This is a genomic window from Streptococcus mitis, from assembly GCF_000722695.1.
In the GTDB taxonomy this organism is placed as follows: Bacteria; Bacillota; Bacilli; order Lactobacillales; family Streptococcaceae; genus Streptococcus; species Streptococcus mitis_O.
In genome coordinates, this window is the sequence record NZ_JPFU01000013.1 from 231,040 (window position 1) to 248,662 (window position 17,623).

21 protein-coding genes and 1 other annotated feature are annotated in these 17,623 nt (G+C 41.5%); all 21 genes read right to left on the reverse strand.

Annotated elements, in window-relative coordinates; translation table 11 throughout:
• Positions 1 to 17: 17 nt before the first annotated feature.
• Entirely contained in the window at positions 18 to 1,004 is a 987-nt protein-coding gene (locus SK629_RS06395; protein WP_200872340.1) for a dihydroorotate dehydrogenase, read from the reverse strand.
• Positions 967 to 1,767 (reverse strand): dihydroorotate dehydrogenase electron transfer subunit, encoded by an 801-nt coding sequence (locus SK629_RS06400; RefSeq protein WP_042901097.1) that lies wholly within the window; start codon positions 1,765 to 1,767, stop codon positions 967 to 969. The genes SK629_RS06395 and SK629_RS06400 overlap by 38 nt, the downstream gene beginning before the upstream one ends.
• A gap of 248 nt (positions 1,768 to 2,015) precedes the next feature.
• A complete protein-coding gene (locus SK629_RS06405; protein ID WP_000157153.1) occupies positions 2,016 to 2,396 on the reverse strand; it encodes a VOC family protein in 381 nt (126 codons plus the stop codon).
• 58 nt (positions 2,397 to 2,454) lie between these two features.
• Positions 2,455 to 2,814, reverse strand: coding sequence for a 50S ribosomal protein L20 (rplT, locus tag SK629_RS06410; protein ID WP_000124834.1), 360 nt, complete (start codon positions 2,812 to 2,814; stop codon positions 2,455 to 2,457).
• Positions 2,815 to 2,865: 51 nt separating this feature from the next.
• Positions 2,866 to 3,066, reverse strand: a complete 201-nt coding sequence (gene rpmI / locus SK629_RS06415; RefSeq protein ID WP_001125943.1) for a 50S ribosomal protein L35 — start codon at positions 3,064 to 3,066, stop codon at positions 2,866 to 2,868.
• Between the two features lie 32 nt (positions 3,067 to 3,098).
• Entirely contained in the window at positions 3,099 to 3,629 is a 531-nt protein-coding gene (infC, locus tag SK629_RS06420; protein WP_000848180.1) for a translation initiation factor IF-3, read from the reverse strand.
• Positions 3,630 to 3,644: 15 nt separating this feature from the next.
• Positions 3,645 to 3,776, reverse strand: a sequence feature (ribosomal protein L20 leader region).
• Positions 3,777 to 3,941: 165 nt separating this feature from the next.
• The gene (locus tag SK629_RS06425; RefSeq protein ID WP_042901098.1) at positions 3,942 to 5,123 is read right to left on the reverse strand and encodes a membrane protein; all 1,182 of its coding nucleotides are present in this window, start codon (positions 5,121 to 5,123) and stop codon (positions 3,942 to 3,944) included.
• 3 nt (positions 5,124 to 5,126) lie between these two features.
• Positions 5,127 to 5,714, reverse strand: a complete 588-nt coding sequence (locus SK629_RS06430; RefSeq protein ID WP_042901099.1) for an ATP-binding cassette domain-containing protein — start codon at positions 5,712 to 5,714, stop codon at positions 5,127 to 5,129.
• Between the two features lie 364 nt (positions 5,715 to 6,078).
• Complete coding sequence (locus tag SK629_RS06435) at positions 6,079 to 8,319, reverse strand: DNA internalization-related competence protein ComEC/Rec2 (RefSeq protein ID WP_042901100.1); 2,241 nt, start codon at positions 8,317 to 8,319, stop codon at positions 6,079 to 6,081.
• Positions 8,303 to 8,953 (reverse strand): helix-hairpin-helix domain-containing protein, encoded by a 651-nt coding sequence (locus SK629_RS06440; RefSeq protein ID WP_042901101.1) that lies wholly within the window; start codon positions 8,951 to 8,953, stop codon positions 8,303 to 8,305. The genes SK629_RS06435 and SK629_RS06440 overlap by 17 nt, the downstream gene beginning before the upstream one ends.
• Before the next feature lie 66 nt (positions 8,954 to 9,019).
• Positions 9,020 to 9,589, reverse strand: coding sequence for a GNAT family N-acetyltransferase (locus SK629_RS06445; RefSeq protein ID WP_042901102.1), 570 nt, complete (start codon positions 9,587 to 9,589; stop codon positions 9,020 to 9,022).
• Between the two features lie 107 nt (positions 9,590 to 9,696).
• Positions 9,697 to 10,701 (reverse strand): PhoH family protein, encoded by a 1,005-nt coding sequence (locus tag SK629_RS06450; RefSeq protein ID WP_042901103.1) that lies wholly within the window; start codon positions 10,699 to 10,701, stop codon positions 9,697 to 9,699.
• 84 nt (positions 10,702 to 10,785) lie between these two features.
• Positions 10,786 to 11,001, reverse strand: coding sequence for a YozE family protein (locus SK629_RS06455; RefSeq protein WP_042901104.1), 216 nt, complete (start codon positions 10,999 to 11,001; stop codon positions 10,786 to 10,788).
• Between the two features lie 8 nt (positions 11,002 to 11,009).
• Positions 11,010 to 11,864, reverse strand: a complete 855-nt coding sequence (gene cvfB / locus SK629_RS06460; RefSeq protein ID WP_042901105.1) for an RNA-binding virulence regulatory protein CvfB — start codon at positions 11,862 to 11,864, stop codon at positions 11,010 to 11,012.
• A gap of 59 nt (positions 11,865 to 11,923) precedes the next feature.
• On the reverse strand, positions 11,924 to 12,481 hold the full coding sequence (frr, locus tag SK629_RS06465) for a ribosome recycling factor (RefSeq protein ID WP_001262225.1): 558 nt from the start codon (positions 12,479 to 12,481) through the stop codon (positions 11,924 to 11,926).
• A gap of 8 nt (positions 12,482 to 12,489) precedes the next feature.
• On the reverse strand, positions 12,490 to 13,227 hold the full coding sequence (gene pyrH, locus SK629_RS06470; protein ID WP_000002996.1) for a UMP kinase: 738 nt from the start codon (positions 13,225 to 13,227) through the stop codon (positions 12,490 to 12,492).
• Between the two features lie 83 nt (positions 13,228 to 13,310).
• Positions 13,311 to 14,645, reverse strand: a complete 1,335-nt coding sequence (trmFO, locus tag SK629_RS06475) for a methylenetetrahydrofolate--tRNA-(uracil(54)-C(5))-methyltransferase (FADH(2)-oxidizing) TrmFO (RefSeq protein WP_042901106.1) — start codon at positions 14,643 to 14,645, stop codon at positions 13,311 to 13,313.
• Between the two features lie 133 nt (positions 14,646 to 14,778).
• Positions 14,779 to 15,657 carry a 16S rRNA (cytidine(1402)-2'-O)-methyltransferase gene (rsmI, locus tag SK629_RS06480; protein ID WP_042901107.1) on the reverse strand — a complete coding sequence of 293 codons (879 nt, stop codon included), beginning with the start codon at positions 15,655 to 15,657 and terminating at the stop codon, positions 14,779 to 14,781.
• Between the two features lie 2 nt (positions 15,658 to 15,659).
• On the reverse strand, positions 15,660 to 15,977 hold the full coding sequence (gene yabA, locus SK629_RS06485) for a DNA replication initiation control protein YabA (protein WP_000358228.1): 318 nt from the start codon (positions 15,975 to 15,977) through the stop codon (positions 15,660 to 15,662).
• 39 nt (positions 15,978 to 16,016) lie between these two features.
• Positions 16,017 to 16,907, reverse strand: a complete 891-nt coding sequence (locus SK629_RS06490) for a DNA polymerase III subunit delta' (protein WP_042901108.1) — start codon at positions 16,905 to 16,907, stop codon at positions 16,017 to 16,019.
• Entirely contained in the window at positions 16,904 to 17,542 is a 639-nt protein-coding gene (gene tmk / locus SK629_RS06495; protein ID WP_042901109.1) for a dTMP kinase, read from the reverse strand. The genes SK629_RS06490 and tmk overlap by 4 nt, the downstream gene beginning before the upstream one ends.
• Positions 17,543 to 17,623: the final 81 nt, after the last annotated feature.

Genomic DNA, 17,623 nt, shown 5'->3' on the forward strand with positions numbered 1-17,623 from the left:
AACAGATTGATTACAGTTTACCTCAGAGACTCTTTTACTTCCTTGCGTATATCTTCCAAACTGCTAATGCCGTATTTGTCCATGACTTTTGGCAGATTTTCAATGATATCAGGACAGGCATATGGATTGGTAAAGTTGGCTGTTCCAACTCCGATGGCAGAGGCTCCAGCCAGATACATTTCTAAGGCAGCTTCTGCCGAATCCACTCCCCCCATTCCAATGATAGGCAGGTCTGTTGTTTGGGCTACTTGACGGATGAGTTTGAGGGCTACTGGAAAAACTGCTGGACCAGACATCCCACCTGTTCCATTGGCCAAGATTGGTTTTCTGGTTTTGAGGTCAAAACGCATTCCAACCAGAGTATTAATCATAGTCAAGCCACTTGCTCCCGCATCTTCTGCAGCTTTTGCAACAGTGACGATATCGGTCACACTAGGAGTTAGTTTGACATAAACTGGTACATCAGAGGCTTCCACAGCTGCTTTCACCACATCATAAGCTAAATCTGGATCTTGACCAATCAAGAGTCCATGATTACAGTGATCTACGTTGGGACAAGAAATATTGAGCTCAATAGCCTTCACATTAGCTGCCTTAGAAATACCATGAGAAACAGCAGCATACTCTTGTTTTGAAAAACCAGCTACATTGGCGATAATAGGAAGATTTGGATATTCTCTTTCCAACCAAGGTAGCTTTTCAGCCAAAACAACTTCCAAACCAGGATTTTGCAAACCGATTGCATTGAGCATACCAGCAGGCGTCTCTGCCACCCTTGGAGTAGGATTGCCAAAACGTGGTTCAAGCGTTGTCGCCTTAATCATAATAGAACCTAAAAGATCTAAATCATAGTACTTGGCATACTCTTGGCCAAAACCAAAACAGCCTGATGCTGGAATAATGGGATTTTTCAAATCCAAACCAGGTAGAGAAACTTGTAAACGATTTGTAGTCATGATTTTCTCCTTATAATACAACTGTTCCTGTGCGGAAAACAGGGCCATCTTCACAGACGCGTTGGCTGACGGTTTCACTATCTGGGACTTTTAGGACACAGGCATAGCAAGCCCCCATCCCACAGGCCATACGGGATTCCAGAGATAGATAGGCTCTTGGGTGGTCATAAAAGGTTTGATTGATATACTTCATCATTCCAGGCGCCCCACATGAGTAAACAGCATCAAACTGACTATCTAAATCATTGATGACAACAGAAACATTCCCCTTAATGCCATAAGAACCATCATCTGTCGTTACAAAGACCTGCCCATACTGAGCCAATTCCGTCTCTAAAATAACAGCATCCTTGTTGGCAAAACCAAGGACTGTCACTACTTTCACTCCACGTCCATGCAATTCCTTGGCCACCTCAAGCAAGGGTGGAACACCAATCCCACCACCAACGAGAAGAACCTGACTCTGCTCATCAAGGTCAGACAAGTCAAAACCATTTCCCTGAGGCCCCATCACATCAAGAGTATCTCCCTGACTTAAGATTGAGAAAATAGCTGTCCCAGCTCCCTCAATCCGATAAATGAGATGACACTGCTTATTAACCTTGTCAATAGACGAAATCGAAATAGGGCGACGCAAAAGATGGGCATCATCAGGCACACGCAGATGAAGAAATTGGCCTGCTCGCATGGCTTCAACCATTTCCCCTTCTAGGACTAATTCAAAGATTGCTGGTGCGATTTCCTCTTGTGCAACCACCTTCATGGTTTCCAAACGAATGGCACCCAAACGTTTCTTACATGTGGGATTCATGACTTTTCCTCCTTAAATTTTAAGGGGACCAGATAAATAAAAGACCTTGCGATTGCAAGGCCTCAGTTAAAATCGTACAAGACAAGAGAGCACACTCAAAAAGTCTCCTCTAGAAAATTGTACTATTCTTTTATCTGACACCTTGTGAGTCTCTCTGGACTCCCCTTAAAGGTTAAATTTTTATTAGTATACTCTTTCAGCTAAAAAAAGTCAAGTAGAAAACGAACATTCTACTTGACTTCACGAGATTATTTTTCACGAATGACTTCGACCTTGTATCCATCAGGGTCTTTGACAAAGTAATAGTTAGGTGCAGTTCCTGGTAGGCCATTTGGCTCAGTAACTTCATAACCTTTGGCACTGTGCTCTTGATGAAGCGCCTCAAGATCAGGTGTACTTAGGGCGATATGGGCAAATCCATCTCCAACCACATAAGGACCATGATCGTAGTTATAAGTCAACTCCAACTCATAGTCATCACCCTCAAGACCTAGATAGACAATCGTGAAGGCATGGTCTGGAAAATCTCTGCGACGCAATTCTTTAAATCCAAAAGCATCTTGATAAAATGCGATTGATTTTTCAAGATTTTCTACTCGCAAGCAAGTATGTAGCATTTTTGAAGCCATATTTTTCTCCTTTATTTTTAAAAAGACTGGGACAATCTTGTTCCAGTCTTATCAGTTATTATTTACCAAGTTTTGCTTTAGCTGCATCTGCAAGAGCTGTGAAAGCTGCTGCATCGTTAACAGCCAAGTCAGCAAGCATTTTACGGTTAACTTCGATTTCAGCCAATTTCAAACCATGCATCAATTGTGAGTATGAAAGTCCGTTCATACGAGCTGCCGCGTTGATACGAGTGATCCACAATTTGCGGAAGTCACGTTTTTTCTGACGACGGTCACGGTATGCATAGTAGTAAGAGTTCATTACTTGTTCTTTTGCAGTACGGAACAAGATGTGTTTAGCTCCATAGTAACCTTTTGCTAATTTAAGAATACGTTTACGACGTTTGCGTGATACAACGCCACCTTTAACACGTGCCATGTTTTATTTCCTCCAAATATTTCCTAGAATTCTTTACTTACAGTCAAGCTATTATTTCAAGCGAGTAAGCATTGCTTTGATACGTTTGTAATCTCCTGAATGCACCATAGATGCTTTGCGAAGATGACGACGTTGTTTCTTAGTTTTTCCGTGGAAACGGTGAGAAGTGTAAGCACGGAAACGTTTAAGTCCACCAGAACCTGTACGTTTGAAACGTTTAGCTGATGCGCGGTGTGTTTTTTGTTTTGGCATGATTTTTTCTCCTTTATTTAACTTTCTGACAATTATTTTTTGTCAGTCGCTGGCGCCAATTGCATGAACATTTGACGTCCATCCATTTTAGCACGTTGTTCGATGATGGCAATATCTTGAGTTGCTTCAGCAAACTCGGCTAAAACTTTTGCACCAATCTCTTTATGGGTAATCATACGACCCTTAAAGCGAATAGATACCTTAACTTTATTTCCTTTTTCAAGGAATTTGCGTGCATTGCGAAGTTTTGTATCAAAGTCACCCTTGTCAATAGTTGGACTTAGACGAACTTCTTTCACGGTAACAACACTTTGTTTTTTACGTTGTTCTTTTTGCTTCTTCTGGTACTCAAATTTGAACTTACCGTAGTCCATAATTTTTGCAACAGGCGGTTTGGCTTGGGGTTGAATCAATACTAGGTCAACATTAGCGTTATCAGCCAAAGCTTGCGCTTCACTGAGTGGCTTGATGCCTAGCTGTTCTCCTTCAAGACCAATCAAGCGAACTTCACGTACACGAATCTCATCATTGATGAATAAGTCTTGCTTTGCTATGGTTTTCACCTCTTTTGTTTTATTAGAGAAAAACAATAGCGGACTCGTAAATATACAAGCCCGCACGTTATGATAGCGTTTCTTAGAAACTTTTCATCCGTAGGGCCAGGCAACTTAATGTCACAAGGCGAGAAGCTCTCACTTCTGCTTTTCTCAACTTTTATATGATACCAAGTTTTCTAGCCCTTGTCAAGATAAAAAGTTATTTTTTTGAAAAGTTTGTGTTTGTGTTTATATTTTGGCTTGGTTTCCACATCAAAAGAGAGAATCATATTGATTCTCTCCCTATGTTAGTTTTTCCTTAGCTTCCCTATATAAAAACTAAGCCTTAAAAACTTCTTTTTTACGTGAATTTCCCCATCTTTCGATAAATAGAATCCCCACTAACAAAATGATAATCAGGCAAGGAAGTAAAACTAGCCCCATGCTCCAATTTAGATTGACATTATCAATCTGCTTAGGTAATCTTCCAGATAAGATCTCCACTGATCGCAAGTAAGTAAAGGGAATCAGATGTGCAATCCTTTGAAGAGGCTGAATTGTTTGGATGCCAAACAATAAGCCAACAATCCCAATAAGTGACAGAAAGAGGACAGGCATTTTTTGCTTGAAAAAGTAAGTAATCAAATACACAACTTCCACAATGACGATAAAGGCTAAGAAAGCTAAGAACAAGCCAGGAAATAACACATCTTGTATTTTCCCAATAGTTACTTCTTGATTTGTTAAGCTATATATCGGGTAGGGATAATCTAACTGTCCAAAACCACTTATCAGACTTCCCACTAGGAAAGAAAAACCACAGATTCCAATAAACAGCACAGTTACATAGCTCACCCCAACTCCAAGAGAGGACATGGCAAATGTCACTTTTGAAAAAGGATATAACTGAGCTGTGTCCAGATGATTTTGATATCTTTCTGCGAATAGTTGCGTTAGCATAAAAATAATAGCAATCACAAAAAAGCTTGGGATGATAACCACTAAAATCCAGACAATCTGATCAATCCCGTGGGTCGGATAATCTAAATTGTGCGCTTTTATGTTCAAGGGATATAGGGTTTGGTAAGTCTTTCGTTCGCGGTCAACCGCCATTTTTAAGTCAGAGCTAGAATTCGGTTCCTTTGATAAAATTTCATAACTCTTATCCAAAGCTTGCCACTGCAAATAGTAAGCTTCTTTCCAGCGTCCTTCTTTTAACAAAGCCAGAATTTCTGTCTTTTGAGTCAAAAGATTTTTTTGCGATTCTAAATTAATTTTAGCAATCTGGTATTCCTCCGAGTTGGTGTCAGATATTTGGGAGAGTTTCTCTTCATATCCATTGATGACTCTCTCACGGTCTACAAGACTAGTTTCCAACTCTCTCTCCAAGCTGACGGAGTTTGCAGTCCGACTATTGAAATAAAAGGTAACACCGAGTACAGATACAAATAAAGCTAAGATAATCCAATTTAAGCGACTTTTGAAAACTTTTTTTAATAAAAATAGACCAACATCTTTCATAAACTAAACCTCTTCTATCTTTCCCCGATGAATGGTTACTACTCTATCGCAGACATCAAGCAACTCTTCCTTATAGTGGGAACTTAAAAGAACCAGCTGCTCTTGTCTATCGATTTGTGCTAGCCTATCAAAAAACTTCTGTCGATAATACTCATCTAAGCCATTTGTAATCTCATCCATGAGCCAGCATTTCGCCTGACTCAGGAAATACATGGCAATCACCAAGCGTTGCTTCATGCCTAAGGAATACTTGCGAATGGGAAGGCTGATATAGTCAGACATTTCCCAATAGGCAATTTCATCCCCCAAGTTCAACCCTGACTTCCAGATGTTCTTGATCAGGCGAAGATAGTCCATCCCACTTAAGTTTCCATCCAGCCATTCAATACTCTCATAATAAAACAAAGAAGGAGAGACTGCGATATTTCCGCTACTTATAGGAATTAAATTGCTAATGGCGCGGAACAGTGTCGTCTTTCCAGAGCCATTTATAGCAAGAATACCATAAATCCTACCCTTTTCAAATGTAAAATCAACATCTTGTAAGATGACTTGTCGCGTTTTTAAGGTCACATGAGTAAGCTGCAACATATCTAGCCCTCCTTTTTATCACTCTTTAAGGATTAACAACCACCGTTGTAATAATTTATGTCTCTAAAAAATCGTAATTTCAACCACCATCAACGTTATAATCATCATATCTATCATAACGAGACTATGATAGTTCGTACTATATTTTCTAATCATACCGATAACTTTTAAGAACGCTTATAATAGATACACTGAACTGAAAAAGACCAACAATAAATTAACTAATTAAACGACTTTTGAAAATTTTTAATGATTTCATTGCATTTATATAATCGATATTGTAAACGCTTTTATTATATCGTATTTATCATTATTATGCAACAGATTTTTAGTTTATTTTACTAATATATAGTATTTATCCTTTCTATCGAACGCTTTCGATTTTCCAACTTTTCCACCCCTTAAAGCGTATAGCTCCTTGCTGGTCAGTTCGGTAAACTTTGCTATTGATAGTTTCCAGTCGTGTCACAGTCTCCTGATGGGGGAGTTTCGTTCGATTGTTCTTTCCAACTGAGATAAGAGTAAGCTCTGGTTTGAGTTTTTCTAGAAAGGCTGAACTTGATGACTTTTTAGAACCATGTTGGCCTGCTTTCAAAACATCCACCTCTAGGTCAGGATAGTGCTTCAGAAAGTCCTTCTCTCCTTTCTCCTCCAAATTTCCAGTGAAGAGAAAGTGCTTATCCAAGAGTTTCCCATACAGAACAAGGGAATCTTCATGACCTCCGTCTCCAATTTTCCTTGGAGATAAGACTTCTAACTGATTTCCGAAAATTGGCAACTTCTCTCCCACTGACACACTACGAACCTTGGTTTGAGTCGCCTCTAGTTCTGCCACAAACTCCTTCTGTTTCAAACTGCCTTTTGACACTAAAATTTCGCCTACATGGAATGCCTTGGTCACCTCCAGCAAATCTCCAACATGTTCCTTGTCCGTATTGGTCAAAATTAGCTGGTCAATCTTGGCTACTCCCCTACTTTTGAGATAGGGGATCAAAGTTCGCTGGGCATTGCTGGTCGTCGTCTTTTCTTGCCATTTTTCGATTTTCTTATCAGATTCTGCCTTGCCACCGACATCTATGAGAATGGTTTTACCAGTTATATCCCGTAGGAAAATACTTTCCCCTTGCCCCACATCCAGCATGGTCATTTCATTTTCCAGTGGATGCTTGGTCAGAAAAAAGAGACCTGTAATCAATAAGCTCAATACTGCTAGACTTTTAATGTTTCTCCCTAAATCATAGACCAAAGCCAAAGAAATTAATAATAAGATTAAAAGCCATGCATTGGGTTGTCCAAAGACCAGAGGCCTACTTGCCACCTGCGATACCAGGCGAATAATGCCCTCTAACCATTCAAAGATAAAGTTCAGTTGAGTGACTGGATAGAGAAAGGAAAGGGCAAATAAGATAGACAAGAGCGGTAAGAAGACCAAGTCAAATAGAAAGGAAAAGACAAAGGTCAAAAGGATGGACCAAGGCTGAAATTCCGCAAAATAGAAGGCTAAAATGGGTAATATCCCCAAGGAAATGACTAGACTTTCTCTAGCAACAGCCTTGAGCCCCTCCCCTTCTTTGCTGGTCATAGTCAAGATAAAAGCATAGGCACAGGACAAGACACCTCCTGCTGTCAAGAAAAAGTTGGGCATGACAATAAAGAGAATGAGCACCGTTAAGGCAAAATTATCCAATCCCTTAACCCCATGCTGAGCCAGTAGCTTCTGCAAGAGACTGCGAATGACTGATGCTGAAAATCCTGTCAGCCCTGCATAGATAAGGGAAAAGGGATAAGTCTGCCATTTCAACTTTTCTTGAGTCAAGCCCAATCGCAAAAGTAGTTTCTTAAAGCCATCCATGAAAAATCCTACCTGCATACCGGACAATGCAAAAAGATGGATAATTCCTAGACTGGAATAAAGCTCATTCATCTCCTCAAAGTCCGTATCCAAATGTCCTAATAGAAGCCCCGTCATGTAGTTACGCATAGGGTCTGGAAAGTGCGTCTTAATCCAAACCACAGCCTTACGGCGTAAACTAGACAGGTTTTCACCTATATTCCAACTGCCAACCTTTTGCATAGACTGGATTTTTTTGATATTGAGAGTCTGGTAAATCCCCTGAGTTTTCAGATAGGCTTGATAGTTAAATCCACCAAAATTCCTCTGCCCCTCTGGCTCCGAAAGTTTTCCTTCAAGTCCTATCTCATGAAGGTCTGTTAAGGCTTGAAAGGCTTCTTTCTCCTCCTCGGATTGGAGTTTATAATAGACTTGAAAAGTACGACCGCTAGACTTGCCTCGAAAGGATAGACTGTCACCATTGACCTTAATAGTGTCAGGTAAAATCCGTACCCTTTCAACAGAATCTGCTAGATTTTGACTAACTTGACTCTGTTGCCAAGTTTGAAACAGAAACCAAAATCCAAAGATTCCACAAATCACTAGAACTTTACCAGCAGATTTCCACGGAAATTGGATAAAGAGACAAACTAGCAGAAAAACGAAGCCCAACAAAGCAAGATAGGAGGCTGAAAAAATAGCGTAGTAAAGCCAGAGTAATAGAAAACTCAGGTAAATTAGGGGAATGGGGAAATTCTTAATCCACTGTAACATAATCTTTTAGCTTTTCTATCGTTTTAGCACCAATACCAGAAACCTTCTTTAGTTCATCAACTGACTTGAATTTTCCATTTGATTCACGATGGTCGATAATATCCTGAGCTCGTTTGCCACCCAGACCCTTGACCTGCTTGAGTTCTTCCAGACTGGCTTTGTTGAGATTAACCTTCTTTTCCTTGCTTGTTGAAGAAGCTGTCCCCGAAGCAGTCTGTTGATTAGCTACTTCTTCTCCCTTAGTTGGAACGTAAACCAGAGCCTCATCACTGACTTTCTGAGCTAGATTGATCGACTTGCTATCCGCTTGCTCTGTCAAGCCACCAGCCTTCTGAACGGCATCATTGACCCGACTACCTACAGGCAAATCATAAATTCCTGGTGCTTTAACAGCTCCTTTTACATCTACTGTGATTAGTTCTTGTTCAAGGGATTCTTCCTTTTCTTCCTTCTTCACATCCTTTTCGGTCGATGAATCCTTGGAAACAGCTGCAACTTCTGCCTGTAAATTCGTTTCCTTGACAGGTGTTTGTGGAACTGGTTTTAGTAGGAAAAATCCGCCTACAAGCAAGCCTAGACCAGTACAGATGACAATGATTTTATACTCTTTTATTTTCTCGATAATTGATTCCATATTTTCTCCTCTCTTAGATTATTCGTAAGAGAAAGAAAAAACAGTTGAAAATTTCTTCTCAACTGCTTATTTATTTGCAAAATAGTCTTCCTTGGTCAAGACATAATGAACTCTTGTCACGATTCGGCCTTCTTCATGCTGGTCCATACAAGCATAAGCTTCTTCGTGGGAAAAACGCATTCCTGATTTCTCCATGACCTTTCCTGACGCAGGATTATCCTTATCGTGAAGAGCAACTAACTTGTTCATTCCTATTTTCTCAAAAACTAGCTTAATTACGGCACGATTGGCTTCTGTCGTCAATCCTTGATTCCAATACTTTTTATTGATAATGTAGCCAATAGCTGCCTTCTTAAGAATAGGATCAATCTTGTGCAAGTCAATGGTTCCAATAAATTTGCCATTGCTTTTTAGTTCTATTCCCCAGCGTCCCAAGGGATTGGTCAAGTAGAACTGAGCAATGTTATTCTTGGTTTCTTCCAAGCTTTGATTGGTTAGAAAAGTGTAACGCGTATTTTCTCTGTCCGAGGCATAGTCAAACATTGCTTCCGCATCATCCAAGGTTACAGGTCTAAGCAATAAACGCTCTGTCTCGACTATGGGATACTGAGCTAGTTTTAAAAAGATTGATTCCATATATTTCTTCCACTTAAAACATTTCTAATCTAATATAAGGATATTAAATAAAACATTTAAAAGGCAAATTTATACTTGGTATTGAGATAACTTTAAGTACAAAAGAACTATCCTTCAGATAGAGGTTGAGGATCTAATTCTTCACTCTCTTCTTTTTTAACTGGAGCTGGTTCATAAGCTCGGATAATCTGAGCGACAACAGGATGGCGAACCACATCCTTAGCTGAAAAATGAACAAAGTCAATCTGATGGATGTTCTTGAGTTTTTCTTGAGCATCAATCAAACCGGACTTGACGTTACGCGGAAGGTCAATCTGACTGATATCTCCATTGACAATCATCTTAGAATTAAAGCCTAAACGAGTCAAAAACATCTTCATCTGCATGATGGTCGTATTTTGCGCCTCATCGAGAATGACAAAGGCATCATCCAAAGTCCGTCCACGCATATAGGCAAGGGGAGCAATCTCGATAATTTCACGCTCCATGAGACGAGTAGTCTGGTCTTTTCCCAGAATCTGATACAAGGCATCATAAACAGGTCGAAGGTAAGGATCTACCTTCTCTTTAAGATCACCCGGAAGAAAACCTAGACTCTCTCCTGCTTCCACCGCTGGGCGAGTTAGGATAATCCGCTTGACTTGCCCACGTTTAAGGGCAGTAACTGCCAAAGTAACTGCAAGGAAGGTCTTCCCTGTCCCTGCTGGCCCAATTCCAAAGGTCACATCATGATGTTTAACACTATCCACATAAAGTTTTTGACCCAGTGTTTTGACACGGATAGGCTTCCCTGTATTGTCCTTGATAATTTCTTCTTCGTAAAGGGCGACAAACTTGTCAATTTCATCGTTTTTGACCATGCTAATTGCAGTCACCACATCTGGCGTACCAACGGTCATCCCACGATTTACCAAGACCATGAGAGCTTGAATAACCTGACGAGCTTCCTCACAGGCAGTCTCTTCTCCCAAAACCTGGACAATCTCCGTACGAGCATGAATCACCACATCAAGCTCTTCTTCCATCAAACGAAGATGGCGCTCATTGGAACCAAAAAGATGAAACAGGTCATCTGGATGACTCAGTTGAATGTCTATTGAATGTTCCTTCAAATAAAGAACCTCTCTAATCCGTTTATTTCTTTTTATTATAGCAAAGGGGTGGAGAAATTACTAGCCCAAACCCAGTGAATCATGCTAGTGTTCTAAGTATTCTTGCCAGATAGCGTCAAAATCTCCTAGGTTGAAAGAGAAACTGGCATGTTCCTCCAAAAAGCGACTCACCTCATCAAAATCATCTGTGTGTTTTGGAAAGGCTGACTCTTCAAAAGCTAGGTCTGCCAAGATAGCTTTGGGACTGTTACTTTTAGGATTGCGCTCAGTCATGAGCCAAGCGTAAAATGATTTTCTCATATGTCTCCCTATATCAACTCTGTACCAAACTGGTCTTGCTTGATTTTGCCAGCCTTCATCAAGCCACCGAGTGCTTTCTTGAACTGACCTTTAGAAATGCCAAAGATTGCCTTGATGTCGTCTGGAGATGACTTATCATTTAAGGTCATGAAACCGCCATTGCTTTCCAAGTAAGTCAAAATCATCTGAGCATCATTTTCCAACATCTCAAAAGAACGTGGTTTGAGGGAGAGGTTCAAGGTACGATCCACTTCACGGAAACCAATGACACGCGCATCTAGAACTTGCCCCAAACGTGGCTCTGCGTAGCGCTCACTTGGGTGAATAAAGCCAAGCATATTATTTTCTGGCAGGTAAACAAAAGTTCCTGACAGCTTGAGGCGGTAAACAATGGCTGGCCAGTTTTGGTTCTGCATGTTGTTGTAGGCAGGACGAGCCAGACGTTGGAAGTCTTCTTGATAGGCCAAGAGTCCCCAGATACGGTCTTTCTTGTCCACTTCAAGACGGATGTAGAGTTGGTCACCCTTCTTAGGCCAAAGTTCTTTGAGCTCAGGGAGAATATCGAGTGACACAACGATTTCCTTGTCAGGAAGGCCCGTATCCACAAAGACACCCAAGTCCTTACGAACCTCTGTAACACGTCCCCAACCAAATTGGTCCTGAGTTGCAGTCACTTCTAAGGTTGTCAGGCGGAGCTTTTGCTTCATATCTGTATAGGCGAAACCTTTGACTGTATCACCTACTGTATGCTGACCTTCTTCCTTAGCAAGAGCATAGGTTTGACCATCCTTTTGCACAAAGTAAAAACGGTCGTTTTCATCGATGATGAGTCCAACGATAAAACTTGCAAGATTTGTATTCATATTTCCTTCTTTCGAATAAAACTCAGCCAGCAATGCCAACTGAGTTTTTCTGTTTATTTTTAGACTTCCAAAAGTTCTTTCTCTTTGTTGGCAGTCATGTCGTCGATGTGTTTAACAGCATCGTCTGTTACTTTTTGAATGTCTTTTTCAAGAGTCTTCAATTCGTCTTCAGTGATTTCTTTTGCTTTTTCTTGTTTCTTAGCTTCGTCCATAGCATCGCGACGGATATTGCGGACAGCCACTTTAGCATTCTCACCGACCTTCTTCACTTCTTTAGCAAGGTCACGACGAGTCTCTTCTGTAAGAGCTGGGATAACCAAACGAATCACAGAACCATCGTTAGCTGGTGTGATTCCAAGATCAGAAGCGTTCAAGGCACGTTCGATATCTTTCAATGAAGACTTGTCAAATGGTGTTACCAACAAAACACGCGCTTCTGGAATGGTAATTGAAGCGATTTGGTTAAGGGGAGTTTCTACTCCATAGTATTCTACATGTACACGGTCAAGCAAGCTTGCATTGGCACGACCGGCACGGATACCACCAAATTCACGAGCAAGTGATTGGTGAGACTGGGTCATTCTCTCTTTAGCTTTTTCAATAATTGCGTTAGCCATAATCTTTCTTATTCCTTTTCTTCGATATTATTTGAAACTGTTGTTCCGATATTTTCCCCAAATACGACACGTTTGATGTTGCCTGGTTGGTTCATGTTGAAGACAACCAAGTCAATGTCGTTGTCCATTGAGAGGGTTGAAGCTGTTGAGTCCATGATACGAAGACCTTTATTGATCACGTCACGGTGGGTCAATTCTTCAAACTTAACGGCTGTCTTGTCCTTCTTAGGATCGGCATTGTAAACACCGTCTACGCCATTTTTAGCCATAAGGATGGCATCTGCTTCGATTTCAGCTGCACGAAGAGCCGCTGTTGTATCTGTTGAGAAGTAAGGTGAACCAATTCCAGCACCAAAGATAACGATACGGCCTTTTTCAAGGTGACGAAGGGCACGTCCACGTACATAAGGCTCTGCCACTTGTTGCATGGCAATGGCTGTTTGCACACGCGTATCGACACCAACTTGTTGCAATGAATCTGCCATCACAAGAGCATTCATAACAGTCCCAAGCATTCCTGTGTAATCTGCCTGAACACGGTCCATTCCTGCTTCTGCAGCAGGTTCTCCACGCCAGAGATTTCCTCCACCGATAACAAGGGCAATTTCGATACCTAAGCTATGAACTTCTTGAATCTCTTTTGCGATTGTTTGAACTGTTTGGATATCAATCCCTACGCCACGTTCACCAGCAAGGGCTTCACCTGATAACTTGATTAAAATACGTTTATACTTGGGATTCGCCATTTTCACTCTCCTTTTTTTATCCTACCTATTTTATCACAATTTCTAAGATTTTTATAGTATCATGAGCAATTCTTTCAAAAAAATTAGACAGTTAAAAATTCCTCTAAATCGCTGAGGGCACGCTCTGCAATTTTTTCATAACGAGCCTTCTTGTCACGGATACGTTCACCTTCCAACTCCTTGATAATCCCAAAATTGACATTCATCGGTTGGAAATGTTTGCTATCCGCATGGGTGATGTAATGAGCTAGACTTCCAATCGCTGTTGTTTCTGGGAAAATAGCCTCACTTTCTCCCTTGAAGAGACGAGCAGCGTTAATCCCCGCAACTAAGCCTGACGCCGCTGATTCAACATAGCCTTCCACACCCGTCATTTGACCAGCAAAGAAGAGATTCGGTTGTTTCTTAGAACGGTAAGTCTGCTCAAGAAGATTTGGTGAATCCATATAAGAATTGCGGTGCATGACACCATAACGAACAAACTCAGCATTTTCAAGACCTGGAATCATTTGGAAAACACGCTTTTGTTCTCCCCATTTGAGGTGGGTCTGGAAACCGACGATATTGTAGAGGCTACCAGCTGCATTGTCCTGACGAAGTTGAACAACTGCGTAAGGTGTTTTGAATTCGCCATCACGAGGTCCTGTGTAGTCGTCTGGATACTCAAGACCGACTGGCTTCATAGGACCATAAAGCATGGTTTTTATGCCACGCTTGGCCATGACTTCGATAGGCATACATCCTTCAAAGTACTTTTCTTTTTCAAAAGAATTCAGCGGTGCTTCCTCCGCATTGACCAAGGCTTCATGGAAATCCATAAATTCTTGTTTGGTCATAGGGGCATTGAGGTAGGCCGCCTCTCCCTTGTCATAACGAGACTTGAGATAGACCTTGCTCATATCGATGGTGTTGACATCGATAATAGGCGCTGCCGCATCGTAGAAATAGAAGCCATCGCCGTCATTAAGGGCATGAATCTTCTCAGCCAGGGCATCGCTGGTCAAAGGACCAGTAGCGACCACAGTAATAACGTCAGTTGGCAATTCTGTAATTTCATCACGAACCACCTCAATCAAGGGGTGGTTGGCAACTTTTTGGGTCACCATTTGGGAGAAACCATCACGATCCACCGCAAGGGCACCACCTGCGGGAACTCGTGTAGCTTCAGCAGATTCCAAAATGACTGAACCCAAGCGACGCATTTCTTCCTTGAGAAGCCCTACGGCGTTTGTCAGAGCATCCCCACGTAGGGAATTAGAACAAACTAACTCAGCAAAATTATCTGTTTTGTGCTGAGGTGTAGGCTTTACACCACGCATTTCATAGAGTTTAACTGGAATACCACGCTCTGCAATTTGGTAGGCTGCTTCAGAACCTGCCAAACCAGCACCAATAACATTGACATAAGATTGAGACACGACACTAATACCTCTTTGGGTGGAACCTAAGTTCATATCAAAACAAGGCACTGACTTGTTTAACACCCACAAATCTTTCTATTTTTTCTTCTACTAGTATAACAAAAAAAGGGAAGAAGGCAAACTTCCCTGTTTAGTCATTTTCTTGGTTTTCTTCCCAGTCGTGATAGGCAGCGTATAGCTGGCTTTTATTCCACTGGTAAATCTTAGCGACTTCCTTAATAGCTTGATTTTTCTTCATGCCTTGCTGGATGCGGGCTTGGATTTCTAAGAACAAGTCCTCCTCGTCTTTTTCCTCCACATCCTGACTGGTACCTTCAACGATGAGAAGGCATTCTCCCTTAAGTGGCGTTTCAGCTATTCTTTCCAGCAATTCAGAGATCTTTCCTCTTTGGTATTCTTCATAGATTTTAGTCAATTCTCTGACCAAGACAACCGAGCGGTCACCGTAGACTTCTAGCATATTTTCTAACGTATCTGCCACACGATGAGGCGATTCATAGAAAATCTGAGTTTCAGGATAGTCTTTTTTCGAGTCGAAAAATTGCTTTTGCTGGCCTGATTTTCTCGGTAAAAAGCCGTAAAAGATATGTGGCTGTGGCGCTAAACCACTAGCAATCAAAGCAGAAATTCCTGCAGAGGCACCTGGAACTGTGACAACAGCAATATCTTCCTCAATGGCTGCCTTAACCAAATCATGACCAGGGTCTGAGATGCTAGGTAGACCCGCATCGGATACCTGAGCAATACTTTTCCCTGCTTTCAAAAAACTAATCAAATCAGGAATCTTTTCCTTGGCATTGTGCTCATGAAAACTGATTTGCTTGGTGGAAATGTCAAAATGCTTGAGCAGAAGCCCTGTATTGCGCGTGTCCTCAGCAGCAATCCAGTCCACTTCTTTCAAGGTCTGGATAGCTCGAAAGGTTATATCGTCTAGATTGCCAATCGGCGTTGCCACTAGATACAGCTTGCCATAGGGAGACTGCCCCTTAAAACTTTTTTGAATCTGCATGCCTACTCCCTGTATAACAACTCATCACAGAACATACATTCTTCGTCCTGTTCTCGACGTTGTCCATAAAAATCATTACATACGTGAAATCCATCACGGTAAATGCGACGGACACTTTCACGAACATGCTTGGCCTTGACAGGAGCATCTGCCTCCACCTCACCCAAGCGTTCGCGCAACTTACTATTTTCCAAGCGAAGAGCTGTATTTTCCTCTACCAGGCTCTTGAGATTTTTCTTGATGGCTTCCACGTCGGCCAAGGTCACCAATAACTGTTGGGAAAAATCATCCAGCGCGTCAAATAATTCTTTTTTGTCCATAAACCAGCTCTTTCCTTTCTTTATCGTTCATTTTTGAATTTACATTTCTTTCAAGACCAGATATTCCATGGCATTTTGAAAACTAACATTAGCCTGCCACATTTTTCTAGCTTCTAGCAAATCTTGTAGAATCACCCGTACTCTTGTTTGCAAGATATCTTGCCCACAGAGAACTTCAAGAATCCGTAAAACCTGATCTTGTTTTTCCTTGTCATCTGCCAAGCTAGCTAATTTAGCCACTTGCAAATAACTTTCTTTTTTCTTAGCCACTAACCAAGTTAGCAGGCGTTCACTTTCATCGACCAAGGTCCAAAAATTTGCCTGATGTGCCAACTTTTCTGCTTCAGCTCGCGATTGACTAAACTGGGCTAAAAGAGTCGCTTTTTTCTTAACCAGTCCCATTTGTTCTAAGAGCAATATCAGCTTTTCTTCTTGCTTTTTAAAGTGGAAAATCTGGGTCCGACTTCGAATTGTTGGTAAGATCTTTTCCTCATCGCTGGTCAAGAAGAAAATATAAACCTCACTCTGGGGTTCTTCGATGACCTTGAGCAGAGAATTGGCTGCGTTAGGATGCATTTTATCAGCTTGCTCGATAATAAAGACCTGTTGCTGGCTTTCAATCCCTGCTTGGGAAAACTGCCCCACCAATTCTCGAATCCGTTCTGTCTTGATGACCTGATTGACCGGCTTAATCAAAGTGACATCGGGAAATTCTCCCTGTTCAATCAGCTTACAATTTCGGCATTTCTCACATGGTAACACACCTACTTTATCTGTACAAAAGAGGCTCTTAGCCAAAAACTGCGCCATTTCCAAGCTTCCAAAGAAACCTGAAAAGAGATAGGCATGATTGAGCTGGTCTTGTTCTAGGATACGGACAAAGCGGTCAAACTGGGCTGGTTGCCAAGCCTTTAGTTGATCTTGTTTCATTTAGCCAAGTCCATTCTCTCAAACAAAACTGCCTTGGTAGTTTCCACAACCTGCTCCAAAGGAAGACTGGCATCAATCTTGACAATGCGATTTCCTTCTTTGTCCAGAAGAGAAAGGTAGCCTTGACGAACTTTTTTATGCAAGTCCAACCCTTCCAAGTCCAAACGATTGACCTCGCGGTCACTATTAGCAGCAATGCGAGCCAGTCCTTCTTCCACCTCGATGTCAAAATAGAGTGTCAAATCGGGTTTAAGGCCATCTGTCGCAAACTTATTGAGCCAATTAATGGCATCAATGTCCAAACCACGGCCAAATCCCTGATATGCGACGGAACTATCGATGAAGCGGTCCATAATGACCAACTTACCAGCTTCAAGTGCTGGAAGAACTTTTTCCACCAAGTGCTGTCTGCGACTAGCGATATAGAGCAAAAGCTCTGTTTTAGCATCCATCTGAGTATGACTTGGATCCAGAATCACTTCCCGAATCTTCTCTCCTATCAAGACTCCGCCAGGTTCACGGGTCGTCAGCACCTCTACCCCTTTTTCCTCTAAAATTGGTAACAGTGCCTCTAAAACACTGGTCTTTCCTGCTCCCTCTGGTCCCTCAAGAGAGACTAAAAATCCTTTTGACATGTCTAACTCATTTCTTTTTTTACTACTTCTATTCTATCAAAAAAATAGGGGTTTGTGACAATCTTTTTGTCTTCTCATTTC

Bases quoted from the DNA above. Each gene is read 5' to 3' on its own strand.
- SK629_RS06395 (WP_200872340.1), bottom strand. From the start codon at position 1,004: ATGGCCCTGTTTTCCGCACAGGAACAGTTGTATTATAAGGAGAAAATC.
- SK629_RS06400 (WP_042901097.1), bottom strand. From the start codon at position 1,767: ATGAATCCCACATGTAAGAAACGTTTGGGTGCCATTCGTTTGGAAACC.
- SK629_RS06405 (WP_000157153.1), bottom strand. From the start codon at position 2,396: ATGGCTTCAAAAATGCTACATACTTGCTTGCGAGTAGAAAATCTTGAA.
- rplT (WP_000124834.1), bottom strand. From the start codon at position 2,814: ATGGCACGTGTTAAAGGTGGCGTTGTATCACGCAAACGTCGTAAACGT.
- rpmI (WP_001125943.1), bottom strand. From the start codon at position 3,066: ATGCCAAAACAAAAAACACACCGCGCATCAGCTAAACGTTTCAAACGT.
- SK629_RS06425 (WP_042901098.1), bottom strand. From the start codon at position 5,123: ATGAAAGATGTTGGTCTATTTTTATTAAAAAAAGTTTTCAAAAGTCGC.
- SK629_RS06430 (WP_042901099.1), bottom strand. From the start codon at position 5,714: ATGTTGCAGCTTACTCATGTGACCTTAAAAACGCGACAAGTCATCTTA.
- SK629_RS06435 (WP_042901100.1), bottom strand. From the start codon at position 8,319: ATGTTACAGTGGATTAAGAATTTCCCCATTCCCCTAATTTACCTGAGT.
- SK629_RS06440 (WP_042901101.1), bottom strand. From the start codon at position 8,953: ATGGAATCAATTATCGAGAAAATAAAAGAGTATAAAATCATTGTCATC.
- SK629_RS06445 (WP_042901102.1), bottom strand. From the start codon at position 9,589: ATGGAATCAATCTTTTTAAAACTAGCTCAGTATCCCATAGTCGAGACA.
- SK629_RS06455 (WP_042901104.1), bottom strand. From the start codon at position 11,001: ATGAGAAAATCATTTTACGCTTGGCTCATGACTGAGCGCAATCCTAAA.
- cvfB (WP_042901105.1), bottom strand. From the start codon at position 11,864: ATGAATACAAATCTTGCAAGTTTTATCGTTGGACTCATCATCGATGAA.
- frr (WP_001262225.1), bottom strand. From the start codon at position 12,481: ATGGCTAACGCAATTATTGAAAAAGCTAAAGAGAGAATGACCCAGTCT.
- pyrH (WP_000002996.1), bottom strand. From the start codon at position 13,227: ATGGCGAATCCCAAGTATAAACGTATTTTAATCAAGTTATCAGGTGAA.
- rsmI (WP_042901107.1), bottom strand. From the start codon at position 15,657: ATGCAGATTCAAAAAAGTTTTAAGGGGCAGTCTCCCTATGGCAAGCTG.
- yabA (WP_000358228.1), bottom strand. From the start codon at position 15,977: ATGGACAAAAAAGAATTATTTGACGCGCTGGATGATTTTTCCCAACAG.
- SK629_RS06490 (WP_042901108.1), bottom strand. From the start codon at position 16,907: ATGAAACAAGATCAACTAAAGGCTTGGCAACCAGCCCAGTTTGACCGC.
- tmk (WP_042901109.1), bottom strand. From the start codon at position 17,542: ATGTCAAAAGGATTTTTAGTCTCTCTTGAGGGACCAGAGGGAGCAGGA.